The sequence below is a fragment of the Bradyrhizobium sp. MI1.11 genome, from assembly GCF_055811255.1.
In genome coordinates, this window is sequence record NZ_JBVVPM010000009.1 from 149,701 (window position 1) to 166,853 (window position 17,153).

General features: G+C 63.7%; 21 protein-coding genes and 1 pseudogene. 10 read left to right on the forward strand and 12 right to left on the reverse strand.

All coding sequences use genetic code 11. The annotated features are described in order from the left end of the window. The first annotated feature begins 8 nt into the window (after positions 1-8). From AC0L30_RS12205 to AC0L30_RS12215, 3 genes are all read left to right on the forward strand, one after another. Positions 9-362: an MmcQ/YjbR family DNA-binding protein gene (locus AC0L30_RS12205; protein WP_007592125.1), complete on the forward strand. Its 354-nt coding sequence runs from the start codon at positions 9-11 to the stop codon at positions 360-362. A 74-nt stretch (positions 363-436) separates the two neighbouring features. Next, positions 437-1,309, forward strand: a complete 873-nt coding sequence (locus AC0L30_RS12210; protein ID WP_035992844.1) for a bifunctional helix-turn-helix transcriptional regulator/GNAT family N-acetyltransferase — start codon at positions 437-439, stop codon at positions 1,307-1,309. 57 nt (positions 1,310-1,366) lie between these two features. Next, positions 1,367-1,753: an ester cyclase gene (locus AC0L30_RS12215; RefSeq protein WP_007592129.1), complete on the forward strand. Its 387-nt coding sequence runs from the start codon at positions 1,367-1,369 to the stop codon at positions 1,751-1,753. A gap of 22 nt (positions 1,754-1,775) precedes the next feature. Here the strand turns inward: AC0L30_RS12215 and AC0L30_RS12220 are convergent, their stop codons facing one another. The 3 genes from AC0L30_RS12220 to AC0L30_RS12230 all read right to left on the reverse strand — a co-directional run bounded on the left by AC0L30_RS12220 (position 1,776) and on the right by AC0L30_RS12230 (position 4,536). After that, positions 1,776-2,996, reverse strand: a complete 1,221-nt coding sequence (locus AC0L30_RS12220; protein WP_007592130.1) for an MFS transporter — start codon at positions 2,994-2,996, stop codon at positions 1,776-1,778. 271 nt (positions 2,997-3,267) lie between these two features. Further along, complete coding sequence (locus AC0L30_RS12225; protein WP_007592132.1) at positions 3,268-3,846, reverse strand: DUF308 domain-containing protein; 579 nt, start codon at positions 3,844-3,846, stop codon at positions 3,268-3,270. Between the two features lie 105 nt (positions 3,847-3,951). Next, entirely contained in the window at positions 3,952-4,536 is a 585-nt protein-coding gene (locus tag AC0L30_RS12230) for a TetR/AcrR family transcriptional regulator (protein WP_007592134.1), read from the reverse strand. Positions 4,537-4,612: 76 nt separating this feature from the next. Here AC0L30_RS12230 and AC0L30_RS12235 point away from each other — a divergent pair, with 76 nt between their 5' ends. The 3 genes from AC0L30_RS12235 (at position 4,613) to AC0L30_RS12245 (ending at position 6,063) form a co-directional block, all read left to right on the forward strand. Beyond that, a complete protein-coding gene (locus AC0L30_RS12235; protein WP_007592136.1) occupies positions 4,613-5,110 on the forward strand; it encodes a peptide deformylase in 498 nt (165 codons plus the stop codon). 110 nt (positions 5,111-5,220) lie between these two features. Next, positions 5,221-5,634, forward strand: coding sequence for a GFA family protein (locus AC0L30_RS12240; protein ID WP_007592137.1), 414 nt, complete (start codon positions 5,221-5,223; stop codon positions 5,632-5,634). A gap of 24 nt (positions 5,635-5,658) precedes the next feature. Next, positions 5,659-6,063 (forward strand): MAPEG family protein, encoded by a 405-nt coding sequence (locus AC0L30_RS12245; RefSeq protein ID WP_007592139.1) that lies wholly within the window; start codon positions 5,659-5,661, stop codon positions 6,061-6,063. Positions 6,064-6,100: 37 nt separating this feature from the next. On the opposite strand, the gene AC0L30_RS12250 is transcribed toward AC0L30_RS12245, so the two are convergent. The 3 genes from AC0L30_RS12250 to AC0L30_RS12260 are packed head-to-tail and all read right to left on the reverse strand — an operon-like array spanning position 6,101 to position 7,979. After that, a complete protein-coding gene (locus AC0L30_RS12250; RefSeq protein ID WP_007592142.1) occupies positions 6,101-6,463 on the reverse strand; it encodes an ArsR/SmtB family transcription factor in 363 nt (120 codons plus the stop codon). Further along, positions 6,463-7,125 carry an SRPBCC family protein gene (locus AC0L30_RS12255; RefSeq protein WP_007592144.1) on the reverse strand — a complete coding sequence of 221 codons (663 nt, stop codon included), beginning with the start codon at positions 7,123-7,125 and terminating at the stop codon, positions 6,463-6,465. Before AC0L30_RS12255 ends, AC0L30_RS12250 begins: the two co-directional genes overlap by 1 nt. Before the next feature lie 56 nt (positions 7,126-7,181). Next, positions 7,182-7,979: an AraC family transcriptional regulator gene (locus tag AC0L30_RS12260; protein WP_354163874.1), complete on the reverse strand. Its 798-nt coding sequence runs from the start codon at positions 7,977-7,979 to the stop codon at positions 7,182-7,184. A 249-nt stretch (positions 7,980-8,228) separates the two neighbouring features. Between AC0L30_RS12260 and AC0L30_RS12265 the strand changes: the two genes are divergently transcribed. Then, positions 8,229-9,779, forward strand: a complete 1,551-nt coding sequence (locus AC0L30_RS12265) for a carboxylesterase/lipase family protein (RefSeq protein ID WP_473404342.1) — start codon at positions 8,229-8,231, stop codon at positions 9,777-9,779. Between the two features lie 7 nt (positions 9,780-9,786). Here AC0L30_RS12265 and AC0L30_RS12270 read toward each other — a convergent pair whose 3' ends face one another. The 3 genes and pseudogenes from AC0L30_RS12270 to AC0L30_RS12280 all read right to left on the reverse strand — a co-directional run bounded on the left by AC0L30_RS12270 (position 9,787) and on the right by AC0L30_RS12280 (position 12,965). After that, complete coding sequence (locus AC0L30_RS12270; protein WP_007592147.1) at positions 9,787-11,046, reverse strand: serine hydrolase domain-containing protein; 1,260 nt, start codon at positions 11,044-11,046, stop codon at positions 9,787-9,789. 111 nt (positions 11,047-11,157) lie between these two features. Continuing rightward, the gene (locus AC0L30_RS12275) at positions 11,158-11,916 is read right to left on the reverse strand and encodes an SDR family oxidoreductase (RefSeq protein ID WP_007592149.1); all 759 of its coding nucleotides are present in this window, start codon (positions 11,914-11,916) and stop codon (positions 11,158-11,160) included. 168 nt (positions 11,917-12,084) lie between these two features. Next, positions 12,085-12,965, reverse strand: a pseudogene (locus AC0L30_RS12280) (AraC family transcriptional regulator). A 323-nt stretch (positions 12,966-13,288) separates the two neighbouring features. Between AC0L30_RS12280 and AC0L30_RS12285 the strand changes: the two are divergent. After that, complete coding sequence (locus tag AC0L30_RS12285) at positions 13,289-13,636, forward strand: hypothetical protein (protein ID WP_007592152.1); 348 nt, start codon at positions 13,289-13,291, stop codon at positions 13,634-13,636. Between the two features lie 71 nt (positions 13,637-13,707). On the opposite strand, the gene AC0L30_RS12290 is transcribed toward AC0L30_RS12285, so the two are convergent. Continuing rightward, on the reverse strand, positions 13,708-14,166 hold the full coding sequence (locus AC0L30_RS12290) for a suppressor of fused domain protein (RefSeq protein ID WP_473367148.1): 459 nt from the start codon (positions 14,164-14,166) through the stop codon (positions 13,708-13,710). Between the two features lie 376 nt (positions 14,167-14,542). On the opposite strand from AC0L30_RS12290, the gene AC0L30_RS12295 reads away from it, so the two are divergent. Together AC0L30_RS12295 and AC0L30_RS12300 are read left to right on the forward strand one after the other, a co-directional pair. Continuing rightward, positions 14,543-14,989 (forward strand): Rrf2 family transcriptional regulator, encoded by a 447-nt coding sequence (locus AC0L30_RS12295; RefSeq protein WP_007592157.1) that lies wholly within the window; start codon positions 14,543-14,545, stop codon positions 14,987-14,989. A 139-nt stretch (positions 14,990-15,128) separates the two neighbouring features. Continuing rightward, a complete protein-coding gene (locus tag AC0L30_RS12300; RefSeq protein WP_473404343.1) occupies positions 15,129-15,758 on the forward strand; it encodes an NADPH-dependent F420 reductase in 630 nt (209 codons plus the stop codon). Between the two features lie 75 nt (positions 15,759-15,833). Here the strand turns inward: AC0L30_RS12300 and AC0L30_RS12305 are convergent, their stop codons facing one another. After that, the gene (locus AC0L30_RS12305; protein ID WP_473367146.1) at positions 15,834-16,238 is read right to left on the reverse strand and encodes a nuclear transport factor 2 family protein; all 405 of its coding nucleotides are present in this window, start codon (positions 16,236-16,238) and stop codon (positions 15,834-15,836) included. Between the two features lies 1 nt (position 16,239). Next, positions 16,240-17,136, reverse strand: coding sequence for an MBL fold metallo-hydrolase (locus tag AC0L30_RS12310; protein WP_198288229.1), 897 nt, complete (start codon positions 17,134-17,136; stop codon positions 16,240-16,242). Between the last annotated feature and the right edge of the window lie 17 nt (positions 17,137-17,153).

Genomic DNA, 17,153 nt, shown 5'->3' on the forward strand with positions numbered 1-17,153 from the left:
CTCGGGCGATGACTCCTAATACCTTCGAAACCCGCTGCCTGCGCCTGCCCGCCGTCACCAAGGTGGTGCAGTGGGAGGGCACCTCCGTGTTCAAGGTCGGCGGCAAGATGTTCGCACTCGGCGGCGGCTTTGCCGCGCGCTCCGGCGGCTACATGTTCAAGGTCTCGAACATGGCCTATGCCATGCTGATCGAGCACGGCCTTGCGCGGCCGGCGCCCTATCTGGCGCGCGCCAAGTGGGTGCAGCTCGTCGGCAACAACGCGCTATCAGACGCCGAGCTCACGAGCTATCTGGCGCAGGCGCACGCGCTGGTCGCGGCGAAACTCACGCGGAAGTCCCGCAAGGCGCTGGGCCTCGAGTGAAGTGCAGCCGGTGCCGAAGCGAAAGCCTGCGCTGATTGACATCGATGATATGCCTGACTAAAGTCAGATATATCATGCTCGACCCTGTTTCCCGCGTCCGCCGCTTCAACCGTGCCGTCACGTCCGCTGTCGGTGCGCTCGACACGTCATTCCTGGGGCGCGGGCGGCCGTTGGGGGCGGCGCGCGTGCTCAACGCGATCGGGCATGGACGTTCGGACGTGGCCGAGATCCGCGACTATCTCGGCCTCGATTCCGGCCTGATGAGCCGCCTGCTCCGCAGCCTCGAGGACGAGGGGCTGGTCGAGACCATTGCGCATGAGGAAGATGCGCGCCGCCGCGTGGTATCGTTGACTCGTGCGGGCCGGCGCGAGTTCGCGGCCTATGAAGCGCTGTCGAACACGCAGGCCGAGGGCTTCCTTGCCCAGCATTCACAACGCGAGGCGCTGCTGGCGGCGATGGATTTGATTGCTTCCGCATTGACGCGCGAGCGCGTCACGCTGGACGAGATGGATCCGCGGAGCGAACAGGCCCGTTATTGCCTCGGCGAATATTATGGCGAGCTCGGCCGCCGCTTCAAGCAGGGCTTTGACGTCTCGCTGTCGCGCGATCCTGACGCCAAGGATATGCGCCGCCCGCGCGGCACGTTCATCGTCGCGATGTCGGACACGCTGCCGGTCGGCTGCGTCGGGCTGAAAGGCACGGATCACGGCTATGCCGAGATCAAGCGTCTGTGGGTCGCACCGGCGGCGCGCGGATTGCGGCTCGGCCGGCGCCTGATGGACGCGAGCGAGGATGTCGCGCGCGGGCTCGGCATCAAGCTGCTGCGGCTCGACACCAACAGCGCGCTGGCGGAGGCCGGCCAGCTCTACCGAAGAAGCGGCTGGAGCGAGATCCCCCGCTTCAATGACGATCCCTACCCGGACCTGTTCTTCGAAAAACGTCTGTGAGCGCGGGCGCCGATCGCCCTGTTGCCGCGTTATGGCCGGAGCCGCAGGAGCAACGCCATGACCAGGTCCGACCTCGCCGACATCTACCGCAATTACATCGCCTGCCTGAACCGGCAGGATTGGCCCGCCCTCGAACAGTTCGTTCACGGTGACGTCGTCCACAATGCGCGACCGTTCGGATTGTCCGGCTATCGTGCCATGCTGGAGCAGGATTTTCGCTCAATTCCCGATCTGCATTTCAACATCGAGCTGCTGGTCTGCGATCCGCCCCAAATCGCCTCCCGGCTGACGTTCGATTGCACGCCGGCTGGAACGTTTCTGGGGCTGGATGTGAACGGCAGGCGCGTGTCCTTCTGCGAAAACGTGTTCTATCAATTTCGCGACGGAAAAATACGGCACGTGTGGTCCATCGTCGACAAGCCCGCGATCGAGGCGCAGCTCTAGCGCTGCGCCTCGATGAAGCTGCTTACGCAGCCGCCGGCGCCAACTCCGCTCGCGGCTTCGGGAACGGCTTGAAATTCATCGCCATCAGGAAGGCGCCGAGGCCCATCGCCCAGGAGGCGATATAGAGCCAGGCGTAGCTCGAGAACGCATCGTAGATCAGGCCGCCGGCGAGCGGGCCCGTGGCCATGCCGAGACTGCCGGCCATCGCGGTGCCGCCGATCACCGTGCCCATCATCTTGAGCGGGAAGTTCTCGCGGATCAGCACCGCGTAGAGCGGCATGGTGCCGGCATAGATGAAGCCGAAGACGGCCCCGACGGCGTAGAATGTCGTGAGCTGGTGCGCGAAGACATAACCCAGCGCACCGAACGCCTGCAACAGCAGGCCCGAGACGAGCACGCGCTTGGCGCCGAAGCGGTCTCCCATCAGGCCGAAGGCGATGCGCCCGCCGAGGCCAGCAAAACCCTCGATACTGTAGATCGTCACCGCCGCAACGAGCGGGATGCCGCAGCTCACGGCATAGGAGACGGTGTGAATGATCGGGCCGGAATGGGTGGCGCAGCAGAAGAAGTTAGTGGCGAGCAGGATCAGGAATTGCGGCGAGCGCAGCGCCTCCCCCATCGACATCTCGGCTTGCCCGGCGCCCTCGCCCGCAGGCGCGGCCACGGCGTGCGCGAGCGCCGGCGGGCGGCGCACCAGGAACGAGACCGGGATCATGATGGCGCCAACTACCAGCGCTACGATCTGCATCGCGGTGCGCCAGTCATGGTTGGAGACGAGCCAGGCCGCGAGCGGCGCCATCGTCATCGGCGCCATGCCCATGCCGGCCGACACCAGCGAGACCGCGAGGCTGCGATGGGTGTCGAACCAGCCGGTCACGGTCGCCATCATCGGCGCGAAGATCGCCGCACAGGACGCCCCGACCAGAAGGCCGAAGACGAACTGAAACGCCAGCAGCGAGGTGGCGTGGCTCGCCGCGAACAGGCTCACGGTCAGCACCGTCGATCCCATCAGCACCACCGGCCGCGGCCCGAACCGGTCCGTCAACGTGCCCCAGGCCATGCTGGTGAAGGCCATCGCCAGAAAGCCGATCGTCATCGCGCTGGAGATGCCGGTCACCGACCAGCCGGTGTCCTTCGCGATCGGCTGCAGGAACACCGGCAGCGAAAACATGCCGCCGATGGCGACGCAGCCGAGCAAGCCGCCCGCGGCGACGATCACCCAGCGATAGGAGGAAGAGTTCATTTTTGGTCTCCCGTCAGGTCTGTCTGGGTGGAAGACGAATGGGAACATGGTGGACCGACAGGCCGACGCAAGTTTTTGCGGCAGGCTTTTGTGACCTGCCAAACGAAAACGGCGAAAACAACCCCATGCACAGTAGCCGGGCGCTTTGGGATCAAGGACTTACAGCGCAGCCCTTTGCCGTGCGAGGAACCGCCGTTTGACTCGTCGGGCAAAACACCTGCATCATGGCATCATCCCGCCGGTATCGATCTCGTCCCCTCGCGAACAGGCTTCAAGCAGCCACGCCGCGCCGCCACTCGCCGACCGTGAGCCAGACCGCAGAGACCAGGAAGTAGAGCGCACCGACGGCGGCATAGCCCGCGACATTCGCGATCGAGGGAACCGCAGGCGTCGTCGCCTGAAAGATGAGGAAGCCGCCTGCAAGCGCCGATTGGCCACCGCTGAGCACCATGGCCCACTGCGCGCCAAAACTCCGCCAGCGGCGGATGGCCGTCTCCAGCTGCAGCAGTCCGGACACAATCGCCCATGCCCCGAAGATTCCGAGAACCCGGTTCATGCTTGTTTGCAGAGCGACAACGACTGCGATGGTTGTCGCAACGCTCGCCAGAGCGTTGAAAACCTGGGTGCGATTCTGATTGAAGCCGCCGCTGCGAAGCGCGTCCGCGCAGTTGGCTGCAGCGTCCCATGCGGGATAGAGGACGAGCAAGGCGCCGGCGATCACTGGAGAAGAAGCCCCGGCGGCAAACGCAGCAGCGACCCAGGCGACGGAGAACGCCGCTCGCACGAAGTAGTATTGCTTCAGCCATCGCTCGCGGTCGGTATGAACCGGATCCAATTGATATCGCGCCATTGCAGTCTCTCCTATACCTACTAGTTGGTAGTTTTCTTACACGCGGCGAAACCGACTTCGCTCCAGCCCGCTTGCGGGCTGTCGCGATCGTCTCGCCGATGTCTCTCAATGCTTGTTGGCCAGCCGGTCCAGCAGCGGGGTGGTGATCACACCGAATATTTTTGGATCGCCATAGGCACGCGCCGACAGCATCGCGCCGTGAATGGTCGCCATGAATCCTTCGGCCTCGACGCGGGCTGTGCCGGAGAGTTTGAGTCGCCCCTTCCGCTTGCCGCGCTCCAGGACGTCCGTCAGCCAGGAAGCCAGGGAGCGGAAGTGCGCACGGACTTCGAGCGCAACCTCCTCCGGCAGGATCGGAAGCTCGCTGGCCAGCAGCGCGCAGACGCAGAACGGCGCCGTCGCATCATTGATGCACGCCTCCCAGTACGCGACATAGTTTTCGAGTTGTTCGCGCGTATCAGGGACATTGCGCTCGAGCGCGGACAGTCCCGCCTCGGCTTCGGCACGGTAGCGCGACACGAGGGTGCGAACCAGATCGACCTTGCTGGCGAAATGATGGTGGATGCTCGGCTTGCGAATGCCGACAACATCGGCCACGTCGGCATAGCTGAAACCGTTATAGCCGCCCGCGATGATCAAGCTGCGCGCGCAGGCCAGGATGTCGTCGGCAGTTGAGGAGACGTTGGTCATGGGCCTTAACTACCTTCCAGTTGGTAGGGCGTCAAGAACGGGATGCTTCAACCATCCGTGAGTGCTAGGAGCCTGCATGACCATTCGCCCGATCGTCCGCTATCCCGACCGCCGCCTCGCGCTGCCGGCCCGCCCCGTCACCGCGTTCGACGCCGGTTTGCGTGAGCTCGCAACGGATTTGCTCGAGACCATGCGCGCCGCGCCCGGCATCGGCATCACGGCGCCGCATGTCGGCGTGCCCTTGCGCGTCGTCGTGCTCGAACTCGACCCGAAGGACGGACCGCGGACCTACGTCAATCCGGAGATCGAATGGGCCTCGCCCGAGATGATCATGCATCGCGAGGGCAGTGTCTCGATGCCCGGCGTCAACGACGACATCCAGCGCCACGCGCGCGTGCGGATCAGCTATCAGGATCTCGACGGCAACGTGCACAGCGAGGAGTCGGAAGCCTTGCGCGCCGTCTGCCACCAGCACGAGATCGACCAGCTCGACGGCATGTTCTGGATCCAGCGCCTGTCGCGGCTGAAGCGCGAACGGCTGGTGAAGAGGTTTGAGAAGATGTCGCGCGGGTGAGCGGGCCGGCGAAGATCAGGCTTGTGTGAAATCGCGCCGGCTGCTCGATGTGGCGAAATCAAGCCAGCCTGATATGATTGGAACGGTCGGCCCCGTCGGGAGGGAGACGAATGAAATATTCAGGTCGCTGCGCCTGTGGCGCGGTTTGTTACACCATCGCGTCCGCGCCGATCCGCGGCTTCCAATGCCAGTGCAGCGACTGTCAGCGCGACACCGGCAGCGGCCACAGCTCCATCTTCGTGTTCGCGCGCAGCGCAGTCTCGGTGACAGGCGAGGTGCGCGAAATCGAGCGCACCGCCGACAGCGGCGCAATCAAGCGCAAAGGGTTCTGTCCGAGCTGCGGCTCGCCGATCTACAACAAGCCGGACGAGAAGCCGGAGTTCATCGGCATCTATGTCGGCACGCTGGACGATGCCAGCACGTTCAAACCGTCCGTCGTGCTGTTCTGCTCGCGCGGATATGCCTGGGATCACCTCGATCCCGAGATTCCCAAACTCCCGGAATGGCACCCGGGATCGCGCTGATTCTTGCAGATTGAGGGACAGCCAATGGCGATGAGCTTCGAGCTATCGATGCTGGCCGCCGCAATCGTCTGGGGCTTCGTACAGCTTGTCGCCGCCGCGCAAGCCGCGAACCTGCAGTACGGCCTCAGATGGGCTGCGAGCCCGCGCGACACCGAGATGCCGCCGCTCAAGCCCATCCCCGGCCGCCTCAACCGAAATTTCCGCAACTACATGGAGACGTTTCCGTTCTTTGCCGCAGCGATCCTCATCTCTCACGCCGCAGGCGTTCACAATGAGCTGACTTATTGGGGATCGATCGCCTATCTTGGCGGACGCATCGCCTACACCGCGCTTTACCTATCCGGCATACCTCTCGTCCGCTCGCTGTTCTGGAATATCGCCAGCTTTGGCATGCTTGCTGTCTTGGCAGCGCCTTTCGTGCCTCACTGAAGCGGCGAGATGCTACGTGGCCTTTGCCGCGATGCCTTCACGCCCGCTTCCCGCCCCGCCTGGTCATTGGCGCGTTACGACGCTCGCGTTTGCCGCGCGCGATTTCCGTCGCCAGCGCATCCAGCTTCGGCTCCCAGAAATTGCGGAACTGACCGACCCATGCATCCACCGCTTGGAGCCCGGCAGCATCGACCGAATAGAGCCGTCGTTGCGCCTCCGCGCGAACCGTGGCGAAGCCGCTCTCGCGCAGCACCTTGAGGTGCTGCGACACGGCGGCCTGCGTGATCCCGAACTCCGCCCCGATCACTTCGACGACCTTGCCGGAGGCCATCTCGCCGGGCGCAAGCAGCTCGAGGATGCGACGGCGGACGGGGTCGGCGAGGACCTCGAAGATTTGCATCAGCTTCCTGTGCCCGGATGCGCCGCGTCGGGCGGCGTCTCGCCGCGATAGAAGGCGATGGTGCGGTCCGAGCGCTGCTTCGCGGTGGCAGGATCCACGCCGCTTGCGACATGCGCTGCGCGCCAAGACTCGCCGCTGCTCGTCATGAATTCCTTGCCCGCGGGAGAGCCCATCCATGCCTCAGCCGTCTCATGGTCGACCGATGCCCCGGTCGCAACATATCGCTCCAGCCCCGCAATGGCGAGATCCCAGCCGATCCCGACTGCCCCTGGACCGAACTGATTCCAATGATCCTCGATCATCGCGGTGTGCTCAAGCGTCAGCCGCGCCTGGCTTCGTTCTGCCGTCAGCTTGACGTCGATCCAGCTCATCGCGCCGCCGAATTCCCACGTCGCCGCAAAATGGGTCGGCGGCGTACACGCCGTGATGGTCCCGCCGGCATTCCCCTTGAGCTGGTACTTTCCGCCGAGCCGGAGATCTCCCTCGACCGGCAAGAACCAGCGCGGAATGCGTTGTTCGCTGGTCACTGCGTCCCAGAGATCGTCGACGCTGGTTTCGTAAAGCCGCGTCAGTATCACCGCACTGGCCGCTTTCCCGTCCTTGTCGAAATTCCTCACCGAACGCGTAACCAGCCCCAATACCCTGACGACGTCGATCTCCATGGCGCTCCTCCTCGTCGTTTCGTGCCAGGATGAATATCGGTTGAAGCTAATATAAGTCAACTCTTATATTCAGGGAAAATGCCGCTCAGATATTTCCCCGGCGGTTTGCCGAGCGCCTTCTTGAACATGGTGATGAAGGCCGCGACGGAGTCGTAGCCGAGATCGGCGGACACCTGCTGGACGCTCGCGCCGGACGTCAGCTCCCGCAAGGCGACGATCAGATGCAATTGCTGGCGCCAGCGCCCGAAGCTCAAGCCCGTCTCCCGGACGACGAGACGCGCGAGGCTGCTCTCGCTCAGCGCGACGCGATCGGCCCATTCGGCCAGCGTCCTGCGATCGGAAGGGTTTTTCGCCAGCGCTGCGGCAATCTTCTTCAACCGCGGCTCGGGCGAGAGCGGCAGATGAAGCTGCTGAACGGGCATGCGGGGAAGCTCGCGCAGAAGGACGCTGGCCAGAAGGTCCACCCTCGCCTCGTCATCCGCGATCTGATCGGACAATTCGACGATCACTTCACGCAGCAGCGGGGAGATCGAGAGCGTGCAGCAACGATCCGGCAGGTCCACGCGGTCAGGCTCGATATAGACGAAGAACAGCCGGGCATTTTCTGTCGCGAGGTTGCTGTGCTGCATGCCCCCGGGCACCCACACTGCGCAATGCGGCGGCACCATCCACAGACCGGTGGGAATGCGGCATGTCACGGCGCCTCCCAGCGCAAAGACAAGTTGCCCCTTCCGGTGCCTGTGATCGGGCACCTCGCCCTTGGTCCCGATCACGTCGACGCGCACCGCGATAACGGGCGCGGAGACATCATCCACGTCGAGATCAGGCCATGGAAAACGGAGCGGCTGCCGCATGCTTGCCGGTTTTTAGCAATCGATTGGCAGAATATCTAAATCGAGCGAACAAGAAAGTCGATAGGATCTCGGCGTGGCAGCGGTTTCGCTGTGGCCATCCTTCGAGACGCCCGCGTCGGCGGGCTCCTCAGGATGAGGTCTTGTTTCGCGGCACAATCGCAAATCCTCATGGTGAGGAGCCCGCTCTCAGGCGGGCGTCTCGAACCATGAAGGCCAAGCTTTGTGTGCGAATGCCCTGGAGATGTGACCATGCATGGTTCCACAAGTGTGACAGCAGCCGGGCTGCAACGAGTGGTCCGCACGCAAGCAGGCTTCGTGCGTGGCGGCCCGCGCGATGCAAGCGGCGTGATCGCGTTCAAAGGCATTCCCTACGCAGCACCGCCGGCCGGACCTCTGCGTTGGTGCGCACCGCAACCGCCGGCGCCCTGGGATGGCGTGCGCGATGCGCGCGTGTTCGGCGCGGGCTGTCTATCGGCGCTCGAAAACGACCAGCGGCCGGGACCGCGCGACGAGGATTGCCTCTATCTCAACGTCTGGACCGGGGCGAAGCGCGCGGATGAGAAGCGGCCCGTGATGGTGTGGATTCACGGCGGCGGCTTTCAGTTCGGCTCCTCGGCCAATCCTGCAACCGATGGCAACGCGCTAGCAGTGAAAGGTGTCGTCGTCGTCAGCTTCAACTACCGCCTCGGCATCTTCGGCTTCCTCGCCCATCCCGATCTCGACATGGAGGCGCCATCAGGCAATTACGGCCTGCAGGATCAACTGGCGGCGCTGCGCTGGGTCAAGGCCAACATCGCCGGCTTTGGCGGCGACCCCGACAACGTCACCCTGTTCGGCGAATCCGCCGGCGCCATGGCCGTCGGCATCTTGATGGCCTCTCCGCTCGCGCACGGACTGTTTCACAAGGCCATTGGACAGAGCGGCGCGTTCTGGGACGGCAAGCACGGCCCACTCCAGGGCTTTGAAGAAGCCCGCGCGCGTGGTCTGGCTTTTGCCCGGCAACGGGGCAACGGGTCGATCGCAGCTTTGCGCAGCATGCCGGCCGATCGATTGAATGCAGCCGCGCCATGGAGTTTCAGGACCAGCCCGGTCGTGACGGCCTTCTCGCCGAGTATCGATGGTCATGTTGTGCCTGATGTGCCCGCACGGCGATTCCTTCGCGGCGAACAGATGCACATCCCGCTGCTGGCAGGCTGGAATGCCGCCGAAGAATTTCCTTTCCGTTCGCAGTCACTCCCCGACCAATCGGCGCAAGCCTTTGTCGCCGCGGCTGAGGCGATGTTCGGCAAGGAGCGCATGGCCGATTTCCTGAGGGTCTATCCCGCGGCGACCGACGCGGAGGCCAGGACTTCCGCGGCGGCGCTTAACGGCGACTATGTGGTCGGGGAGCAATGCTGGCAGTGGCTGCGTCTGCATCGGCGCGGGCGACAAGCGCCGGTCTACGGCTATCGCTTCAGCTATACCTCGCATTACACGCCGATCGCCTCGCACGTCACTGAAATTCCGTTCGTGTTCGGCACACTGACACCGCAACAGGTGATCGGCAGCTCGGCACCGCCGGCCGAAGAGGACCGCGCGCTGGCGCGGACCATGATGGCCTATTGGGTCAATTTCGCCGCGCATGGCGATCCCAACCGATCGGACCTGCCACCCTGGCCCGCCTATGACGAGAACGACGTCGTGCAGATCCTGGGCAAACCGATCGAATCCCGCCCCAATCCGCAAGCCGCCCGCTTCCGCTTCCTCGATAGCTTCAGGCAGGACGGCATTTTGCCGATGCGCTGGCGGGAGCTGCCGTGAGGCGGCCTCACCCGCCCGCCATCAGCTGCTTCGCCAGCGCCATGTAGGCCGGCAGCGTCACGGGGTCGTTGGCGGCGTTGCCCGCTACGGGGTGCGAGGCGTAGCGCGCGATCACCATCTCGGCCTTGGGATCGATATAGATGCCCTGGCCGTGAACGCCGCGCGCCATATAGGCGCCGTGGGCGTTGTGCGTGACCCACCATTGATTGCGATAGGACGTACCTGTTAGCGTGGTGTAGCCGGCCGGCTTGAATTTTTCGGGATCGCCGCCGCGCACGATGTCCTCGACGACAGACGAAGGCACGATCTGCCGGCCGTTGAAGCGGCCGTGATTGCGCATGGTCTCGCCGAAGCGGGCGAGGTCGCGCAAGGTGGTCGACAGGCCGCCGCCGCCGCTTTCGGTGCCGATGCGATCGACGTGGTAATGCGCGTCTTCCTCCGCGCCCATCGGCTGCCAGATCCGCTCGGAGAGCAGATCGGACAACGTCATGCCGCTGACGCGGCGGATGATCCAGGCCAACGCGTCGGTGTTGACGGTCTTGTAGGCAAAGGCCTTGCCGTGCTCGCCCTGCTTCTTCTGCGCGACCAGGAAATCGAAGATGGTGGTCGCACCGTCATAGCCGGGTGGAATCGGCGCCATGCCGTTGGCGCGCCGCAGTCCCCACACATGCGAGTTCTTGTCGGTATAGACCTCCGTGTATTCGAGCCCGGTGGTCATATCCATGACCTCGTGCACGCGCGCATCGCCGAAGGCGCTGGCCTTCAGCTCAGGCACATACTCCGCGACAGGCGCCTGCCGATCGATCTTGCCCTCGGCGACCAGAATGCCGGCGAGCACGCCCGTGAACGACTTCGTCACCGACATCGCGATATGCGGCTTGTGCGGCTTCAACGCGCCGAAATAGCGCTCATAGATCAGCTTGCCCCGGTGCAGCACGGCGATGCCGTCGGTGTAAGTCTCGTCGAGCATCTTCGCGAACGTGATGGGACGCCCGTCCATCGTGACGCAGGCGACCGCGCCGATGTCGTGGTCCTCGCGCGGCAGCGCCGACGCAGGCCCCGCCCCGCGCCAGACGTTCACGGTCGGCACCAGCTGGCGGATGTTGCTCCAGGCCCAGCGCAGCTCGGGGAAGCTGCGGAACGAGCCGTCCTGGAAACTGATGGTGCGGTCGGGGGAAGGCGGGAAGCCTTTCATCCAGCCGAGTGTTTCGGGATCGGTTTCGGCGGCGCTTGCGGGCGGCTGAGTCGGGGCGGTGGCGGCGGACATCAATATTGGGCTCCGGAAGCGAACGACGGGATTTCGTATCATGGCGATTGGTGGCGAACATCCCGTGTTTGCGCCGAGGTGACCGTCGTCGTGCGCTTGGCGGGTTCGTCGTCAGGTCAGGCGCACCGACATGCCACCGTCAACCGTCATGGGACTGCCCGTCATGAACGATGCCCGGTCGCTCAGGAGAAAAACCGCCGCCTGCGCGATCTCCTTGGGACTCGCCATCCGCTTCATCGGGTGGAGCCCGGCGATAAAATTCAGGGCGTCGGGATTTCCTTCGCCTGCCGCCGGGGTGATGGTCCCTCCAGGCAGAAGCGCGTTGACGCGAATGCCTTCGGCCGCATGCTCGGCGCCCAGCGATTGAGCCAGGCCGATCAGTCCTGCCTTGGAGGCTGCGTACGCCGCCATTCCCGGCATGCCGCCGTTGCTGAACCCAACGAAGGACGACGTGAAAACGATCGAACCGCCGCCCTGCTTGCGCAGCGCCGGGATCTGCGCCTTTGCGCTGAGGAACGCCGAGGTGAGATTCACCGCGAGCACATCGGTCCAGTTTTCGACGCTCATCTCGGGGACCGGCGTCATCTCGCCGACGATGCCGGCATTGTCGAAAGCGCCGTCAAGTTTTCCGAACGTCGTGACGGCGTGCTCGACAAGGCGGGCAGCATAGCCGGTGTCCCGAACGTCGCCCGCAAGAAAAGTCGCGCGCCCTCCGGCGCTCTCGATGCTTGCAACAACCGCCTGCAGCTCGGGGACGCGACGAGCCCCGAGCACCACATCGGCGCCTTCGAACGCGAACAGCGACGCCGCGGCAGCACCGATACCGCTGCTGGCGCCGGTTATGATGATCGTCTTGTTTGCCAGTTCCACCGCGAGACTCTCCTGATGTCAAACAGGATCCGAACAAGACATCAGGCACCGGCGAGCTGCCACCCGTTTCCCGAGTTGAACGCGGGAGCGGATCGCGGCGGACTTGATCGGGGAATGGCGGCCTGTCGGTTTCCGTGATTGGAAGCGACAGGCCGCCGTCAGCGGTCGCTACTTCAGCGGCAAGAAAACGTCCGCAACAGTCTCGTGCTCCGGCACCTCCGGGAAGAAGCTCAGCCGCTGGCAATAGATCGGGAAGTCGCGGGCTTCCTCGCCGCTGGCTGGAAGCCAGTCGCGATAAAGAAAGAGCGCGGCAGGCTCCAGATTGTCGGTGTAGCCGACGACGCGCAGCACCGCGCAGCGCCCGCCAGGGATCTCGCCGGTCTTGATCTCTTCGCCGTTCGCCGCGATCGGCTGGTCGGTGCCGACACAAAGGTCGATGCTGTATTCGTCCCGCTGCGCCGGACGCCTCTCGGAATGCCAAACAGTGAAGGTCGGACTTGTCCTGGGATGCAGGTTCGCCGCCTTGCGCCACGCGATGAAGCGCTGGATGGTGGCGGGAAGCGTCGCCGGGTCGCCGCGATGCTCCATGATTGCCACCGGCGTCGGGGGCACATCACGGATCGTCACGTCGTTGGTGGTAAAAATCTTCTGCATGAGCTTGCTCCTGGCATTGTCGAGAGGCCCCAAGGCCGCAAGCCACGGCTCCCAGTCGGGAGACTTCCGGAAGGAGACGGCGATTGCCCGAACCGTTGCCGAAAGGCGCGAGCGAAGGCATCCGGTGCATCGTAACCGGCATCCATCGCAATCTCCGTCACATCAAGGGCGTCCATATAGGCTAGTTGATGCGAAGCGCGCTTCATGCGGGCCAGCTGGACATAGCGATGCACTGATAATCCGAAGGTTGCCGAGAACTGCCGGTGGAAATGATACTTTGAGAAAGCCGCAACAGCACTCACCGTGTCCAGATCCAGATCACCGTCGAGATGCCGATCGATATGATCCAGCACCCGTCGCATCCGGTCCTGATAGTTTTGCAGCGCCGCCTTCATCGTCCCTCCTCCGTGGCGGCTCCATCTAGTCGCTGACGGCAATGACACGCTCGACCGATCTTGCGGTTTGGCCGAGTCTGGCCAATCCTAGTTCGAATGACCACGCCGATTGCAAGCACCTTCCTCTCCGCGCTAAACTGTCGGAACCCCCTTGACCCACAAGTGGCGTTCCCCTTCGAGCCGACTTCCCGAACATGCACGAGCTGACGCCCGACTTCGAACGCTTTATCCGCGATCTCGAGGACTTCAATCGTGGCTGATGCGGTCAGCGGCCATCCGGGCTGCGGCTTCGGGGAATTCTCATTCGCAAACGGAATCCAAGCATGAATGCAACTCTATCCATCGTCGTCCTGGCTGCCGAGCTCCTCATCAGCGCGTTGGGCGCGTTCGTGTCAATTGCCGCGCTTGGCTTTGCGGGAGAGGTCACGCGATCCAGGGATTTGACCGCCTTTGGCTGGGTCCTGGGGGCGCTTTACTTCGTTGTCGCCTTTACGCCCCTCGTCGCAACCGCATGGGTGGCGCACAGAAGGTTTGTTTCAGACAAAGCATTCCCGGTGCTGGAGGTCATTTCGTCGCCGTACCTGGTGCCGGTGGTGCTGTGGGTTGGCGCAGCGATTTTCTGCATTGGGCTGTTGGCATTTCAAAACGGCGCGGGGCTGGCGCCGCGGTAGCGAGACGCGAAGCGATACCCTTCGGGCCAGGCGAGTCGCAGGCGTCCACGAGGATAGCGGCGGTCAAGGTATCAAAGAGCGCTGGGACGATCGATATCGAATACGTCGATCTGTCGGTCCTCGAACAGATCCTCCAGCGCTTCGGGCCCGTTCGCCAGCGCGTAGTCCCGCTCGGCGTCCGAAATAGGTAGCACCTGCAGCCAGGCGACGGACTTGGCCGAGAAGGACTGTGTTTCAAGGTTCCACAAGAACGGAGAGATGAGCATGGCGTGCTTCATCTCGCGCCCTTCGCCATACAGTTCCAGGGCTCGCGGAATGACGACGCCGGGCAAGGGTGTGATTTCGCCCTTCTTGATGCTGAAAGCGCAGGTCGCGATCATGTTGGCGCCCTCGGCGCATTCCGTCGCCAGAGCCAGCAAAATCTCGACGCCCAGGGCCTTGCCGCCGGACGTCAGGCCTGTCTTCGCGTCGGAGAGCGCGAGGCTGGCATAGGTGGAAACGCCTCCTGCCGGGACGTTCTTGATGATCATGATATCGACGTCGCAGACGTGGGCATCATCCCAATATTTCGTAACCGTCGGTGAGCCCTGCGTAGCATCTCTCAAATAGCGGGCGAGAGATCTGTTGTCTTCCGAAACCACCATGGCTCCTCACGTCAAATCCAAGATCGTCGGCAGTCATATCTTCACCGTGATGACTGCGAGCATACGATCATCGCTCTGTCCTGTCGTGCGACCTCGGTATAGACGGGGCCGGTGGTCATATCCATGACCTCGTGCACGCGCGTCGCCAAAGGCGCTGGCCTTTAGCTCCGGCACAGCCGCGCATCCAGCCGCTTGCAGACGCACCAGTGTTGACATCGCCGAAAGTGTGTAATAGTGATGGTTACACACAAACGAGATCGTCATGCCGACCAGCACCCGCTTCGCCGTTGCCGTTCATATCCTCACCGGACTTGCCGTGAGCGACGGAAAGCCGCTGCGGTCCGAGGATCTCGCCTGGTCGGCCAACACCGGTGCCGTCGTCATCCGCGGGCTTTTGTCCCGCCTGAGCGATGCCGGGCTGACGCGTTCGCAGCTCGGAGCGGGTGGCGGCTCCTTGCTGGCGAAACCGGCAAAGAAGATACGGCTGCTCGATGTCTATGCGGCGGTCGAGGACACCGAGCTGTTTTCGCTGCACCGGACCCCGCCCTGCGAGAGTTGCGCGGTCGGCGGCAATATCATCGCGGCGATACAACCCGCCCTAGACCGCGCGCGCAAAGCGCTCGAGGCTGAACTCGCAAAAACGACAGTGGCGGATGTTGCAGCCGAGGTGGCGCGGCTGGGCAAGTTCTCCATTCCGCTCGCCTGGTGATTTGTTTTGCTCTTAAATGTAATCGTGTCATCGACACATAATATCTTCAATGCCGAACGGCATCGATCAGTAACGACCGACCAGCCTTCGGGGCGCTGGCGGTCCTTCTTTCAAGCCCCTCACCTCACAGGAGTCCATCATGAGTATTGGTATCATCGGTTCTGGCGCCCTCGGCTCGAACCTCGCACGCGCTCTCGCCAGGAAAGGCATCTCGGCCACTATCTCCAACAGCCGCGGACCGGAATCGCTGGCGTCGCTGATTCAGGAGTTCGGCCCTTCAATCAAGGCCGGCACCGTGCAAGAGGCAGCCGGCGCCGATATCGTAATCGCCGCCATCCGCTGGACTGATGTGGAGAAGGTGTTCAGCCGCTTGCCGGCCTGGAACGGTCGCATCGTCGTCGACGCCACCAATCCGGTGGAATTCCTCGATCCCAACTCGGCGGATGCGAAGGACCCGAGCAACCCGCTCGCGGCCTACGGCATCAAGGCCGTCGATCTCGGCGACAAGCATTCGAGCGAGGTCTTCAGCCAGTTCGTTCCGGGCGCCCGCGTGGTCAAGGACGTCGCGGCGCTGTCGAATCCGGACGTTGCGGGTGGCCGGCACGTACTGTTCTATTCGGGCGATGACGCTGCCGCAAAGGCCGAGGTTCGCAAACTCATCGAAGGCACCGGCTTCTTCCCGGTGGATCTGGGCTCGCTCGAGGTCGGCGGACGATTGGCAACACTGCCCTTCGGCGCGCTGGCCGCGCACAACTTCATCAAGATCTAGCAGGCGCCGGAACGAAAAAGGGGAGCCCGCATGTCGCGGGCTCCCTCTCTCGTACATGCCGACGTCAGCCGGCTCTCAGTGGCCGGCAGGCTCCAACGCCTTCTGCACCATCGCGGTGTTGACATATTGCGTCATGCTGGCGATCTTGCCGTCCTTCAGCAGATAGAGATGCGCGAAATTGGCGCGCATGGATTTGCCCGTCGCCTTGTAGGTCCCGGAGTAGACGCCGAAGGCGGCGACGCGGTCGCCGTCTTCGAGATAGGTGTGAACATCGGCGCGGTAGCCGGTCCATTCGGTGGCGAGACGCCGGAATACGCCTGATATGATCGCGTCGGGTCCGACATAGGTGCCCGCGTACGGAAACCCTTCCGCTTCGGTCCACGCGGCATCGGGAGCGAGAGCGGCCAGGAGATTCCGGCCGTTCTGTTCCGACGATGATCCCTCATAGGTGGCGCGGATCAGATCGAGGTTGCGAGCCATCTCAGCCCCACTTCATCTCGCCGGTGGCGACCTTGGCGCCGATGTCGAGCGCAACGCCCATGCCGAGGCCGGGGAAGCGCGCTTCCATCGCTGCCTTGAGCGCGGCGGAATCCTTGGCCTTGGCCAGCTCTTCGTCAAACGCCTTGAGGTAAGCGATGGTGTGCTCGACACCGGACAGGTCGGTCTTCGCATCCACCGACAGATGGCCGGGCACGACAATCGCCGGCTTGCGCGCCGCGATCTTTTCGAGATTGGCGATCCAGGCCCCGCGCTGCTCCTTGGTCGGCGTGTCGGCGGTCCAGACATGGACGCCGGAGAAGATCAGCACGCCGCCGAACACCGCGTTGAGCGAGTGCACGAACAGATAGCGCCGGTTGACCAGGCCGTCTGCGCCGACGATCTCGATGCTCTCGCCGTCCACGCTGAGCGTCTTGCCGTCGAACGCTTCGGGGATCACCACATCGGCGAGCACCTGCGGGCCGTTCGCCTTGAGCTGCGGTCCCCAGACCGCAAGCTTCTTTTCCACACTGGCGTTAATGGCCGCCACCGTCGCGGGCGCCGCCAGCACGCGTGCCTCGGGGAAGACCGCCTTGATGGCGCCGAGGCTGAAGTAATAATCCGGGTCCGACTGGGTGATGTAGATGGTGGTGAGCTTCTTGCCGGTGGCCTTGATGGCGTCTGCGACAGCCTTGCCATCTGACAGCGTGAAGCCGCCATCGATCAGTACGGCTTCGCTCGGCCCGGACACCAGAACGGGAGCCCGGAAGAAACCGTTCTGTCCGGCTGGAAAATGCTTCCAGGTGAGCCCGCCGGCGGCATGGCCAAGCCCTGCGGGTGCGAAGAGTGCGGCGGCGCCCGCGGCGAGAGTGGTTTTCATGATGGTTCTCCTTGTCGGCATGTTGGTCTCCTGGTGCT

Bases quoted from the DNA above. Each gene is read 5' to 3' on its own strand.
- AC0L30_RS12300 (WP_473404343.1), top strand. From the start codon at position 15,129: ATGAGTATTGGTATCATCGGTTCTGGCGCCCTCGGCTCGAACCTCGCA.
- AC0L30_RS12255 (WP_007592144.1), bottom strand. From the start codon at position 7,125: ATGGAGATCGACGTCGTCAGGGTATTGGGGCTGGTTACGCGTTCGGTG.
- AC0L30_RS12205 (WP_007592125.1), top strand. From the start codon at position 9: ATGACTCCTAATACCTTCGAAACCCGCTGCCTGCGCCTGCCCGCCGTC.
- AC0L30_RS12245 (WP_007592139.1), top strand. From the start codon at position 5,659: ATGGCGATGAGCTTCGAGCTATCGATGCTGGCCGCCGCAATCGTCTGG.
- AC0L30_RS12210 (WP_035992844.1), top strand. From the start codon at position 437: ATGCTCGACCCTGTTTCCCGCGTCCGCCGCTTCAACCGTGCCGTCACG.
- AC0L30_RS12250 (WP_007592142.1), bottom strand. From the start codon at position 6,463: ATGCAAATCTTCGAGGTCCTCGCCGACCCCGTCCGCCGTCGCATCCTC.
- AC0L30_RS12295 (WP_007592157.1), top strand. From the start codon at position 14,543: ATGCCGACCAGCACCCGCTTCGCCGTTGCCGTTCATATCCTCACCGGA.
- AC0L30_RS12270 (WP_007592147.1), bottom strand. From the start codon at position 11,046: ATGTCCGCCGCCACCGCCCCGACTCAGCCGCCCGCAAGCGCCGCCGAA.
- AC0L30_RS12265 (WP_473404342.1), top strand. From the start codon at position 8,229: ATGCATGGTTCCACAAGTGTGACAGCAGCCGGGCTGCAACGAGTGGTC.
- AC0L30_RS12240 (WP_007592137.1), top strand. From the start codon at position 5,221: ATGAAATATTCAGGTCGCTGCGCCTGTGGCGCGGTTTGTTACACCATC.
- AC0L30_RS12310 (WP_198288229.1), bottom strand. From the start codon at position 17,136: ATGCCGACAAGGAGAACCATCATGAAAACCACTCTCGCCGCGGGCGCC.
- AC0L30_RS12230 (WP_007592134.1), bottom strand. From the start codon at position 4,536: ATGACCAACGTCTCCTCAACTGCCGACGACATCCTGGCCTGCGCGCGC.
- AC0L30_RS12220 (WP_007592130.1), bottom strand. From the start codon at position 2,996: ATGAACTCTTCCTCCTATCGCTGGGTGATCGTCGCCGCGGGCGGCTTG.
- AC0L30_RS12225 (WP_007592132.1), bottom strand. From the start codon at position 3,846: ATGGCGCGATATCAATTGGATCCGGTTCATACCGACCGCGAGCGATGG.
- AC0L30_RS12215 (WP_007592129.1), top strand. From the start codon at position 1,367: ATGACCAGGTCCGACCTCGCCGACATCTACCGCAATTACATCGCCTGC.
- AC0L30_RS12305 (WP_473367146.1), bottom strand. From the start codon at position 16,238: ATGGCTCGCAACCTCGATCTGATCCGCGCCACCTATGAGGGATCATCG.
- AC0L30_RS12285 (WP_007592152.1), top strand. From the start codon at position 13,289: ATGAATGCAACTCTATCCATCGTCGTCCTGGCTGCCGAGCTCCTCATC.
- AC0L30_RS12235 (WP_007592136.1), top strand. From the start codon at position 4,613: ATGACCATTCGCCCGATCGTCCGCTATCCCGACCGCCGCCTCGCGCTG.
- AC0L30_RS12260 (WP_354163874.1), bottom strand. From the start codon at position 7,979: ATGCGGCAGCCGCTCCGTTTTCCATGGCCTGATCTCGACGTGGATGAT.
- AC0L30_RS12290 (WP_473367148.1), bottom strand. From the start codon at position 14,166: ATGATCATCAAGAACGTCCCGGCAGGAGGCGTTTCCACCTATGCCAGC.